This is a genomic window from Marinifilum caeruleilacunae (assembly GCF_013141825.1).
Classification (GTDB): domain Bacteria; phylum Bacteroidota; class Bacteroidia; order Bacteroidales; family Marinifilaceae; genus Marinifilum; species Marinifilum caeruleilacunae.
The window spans coordinates 1-1,720 of the sequence record NZ_RZNH01000087.1; the positions used below are offsets into that span (position 1 = coordinate 1).

Genomic DNA, 1,720 nt, shown 5'->3' on the forward strand with positions numbered 1-1,720 from the left:
TGTATAACGTCAAAGCTAATTGGACAAATCGATACCTAAAATTAAGAGATACTTTTTTATCTAACAATAGGTGCATGATACTTAGCTAAAATGCCATGCATAACTATTGATTATAGAGAATTAGCCACGGTCATGGCTTCAGTTCCGGCTGATTCGATCTTGTAACCCTCTTCGCAATTGGATAACAGGTTCTGTCAAGAGTGTCCTGTGTAGCGCCTGCGGCAGGGCATCTACTTGCTCTTTACAGGTTCTGTAATGCAATTAGCTTTGTTTTAAAGATTGAATCGATTACCTTCTTTTAGGAAGCTACCTTCTGATTTATCCTTCTTCTTTTTTTCATGGTTTCTTTTTTGATAATTGATCTCTGCTGTAATCGCACCCAGTCTCTGCCATAGTAGACATCAGCTGGTGTAAGGTTGTTTAGAGATTCATGATACCTTTCATGATTATAATAATCTACAAACTCTTTAAGTCTATCTCTCAGTTCATCAGGATAATAGTAGTTGTCCAACTTTACGATATTTTTCATCGTTCGGTGATAACGTTCGATCTTTCCTTGCGTTTGGGGATGATAAGGTGCTCCTCTTACATGCCCCATTCGTGACTCACTAATGAACTTGGTAAATTCATGAGAGACATAGCAAGGACCATTGTCAGATAAGAGTCGAGGTCGTTTATTTTCAGGAAGTCCGCTTATCTGTATAGCCTTTTCAATAACTCGACTGGCGTTTTTTGAATCCATTCTTTTACAAAGCTCCCAAGTAATAATAAAGCGTGAATAATCATCCATGACAGTAGCCAGGTAATACCACCCCCAACCAATTATCTTAAAATAAGTAAAATCAGTCTGCCATTGCTGATGAATGTGGGTGGTTTTGTCTTTGAATTCATCTGCTGCTTCCATAACGATCCAAGCCGGACTAGTTACCAATCCTTGCGCCTTCAAGATCCGATAAACACTTGATTCACTTATAAACCATTTTTGGGTATCAGTTATCTGGTGTGCTATCTCCCTAGGAGATAACTCTGGATGCTCCAGGGCTGTTTCAACCACCTTCATTCGCTCATTTTGAGAAATCTGATTCCAGTATGAGTGTCGTTTGTTCTTCTTAGGTAAAAGCCCCTCATAACCATCTTCCAAATAGCGCTTATACCACTCATAGAACGTACTTCGACTTATACCAATCTCTTCCAATGTTCGCTTAACCCCAAGCTCTGATTCTTCTACAATGCGTATGATTTCCATCTTTTCACTGGCACTTCTTCTCATATACTTGTAGTTTACTCGGAACCAGTTAGACTTTTTTTAAGCATACGAACCTCAAGGCTTAATTCTGCAACAAGCTGCTTTAGATCCATGTTTTCATTTCTGATTTGATGTACTTCGCTGGTAGTCGCCTCTCTTTTGGTATTACCCATTAATCTATTTTTTCCAGCCTCAAGAAAGTCCTTACTCCATTTGTAATATAAGTTGGCACTAATGCCTTCGCGCCGACAAAGTTCTGCAACGCTTGACTCCCCACGTAGACCATCAATGACGATACGGATCTTTTCTTCGGCTGAATACTTCTTTCGAGTGTGCCGTCTAATTTCTTTTACCTTAGCCTCGGTACTTTGTTTCTTTGTTCTCATTTTATAGACATTAATTGGTTACAAAAAGTTAAGAAATCTATCTCTTAAATTTTATACCAACTTGTCCAAATTAGGCTGAAGACTTACA

Annotated in this window: 1 protein-coding gene; it reads right to left on the reverse strand. The window is 38.8% G+C overall.

Features of this window, described 5'->3' with window-relative positions; all coding sequences use genetic code 11:
• Positions 1-298: 298 nt before the first annotated feature.
• Positions 299-1,632 (reverse strand): IS3 family transposase gene (locus ELS83_RS21585; RefSeq protein ID WP_249414548.1). Its coding sequence is split into 2 segments (ribosomal slippage): positions 299-1,285 and positions 1,288-1,632, totalling 1,332 coding nucleotides; the frame shifts between segments, so codons are not numbered across the junction.
• Positions 1,633-1,720 lie beyond the last annotated feature (88 nt).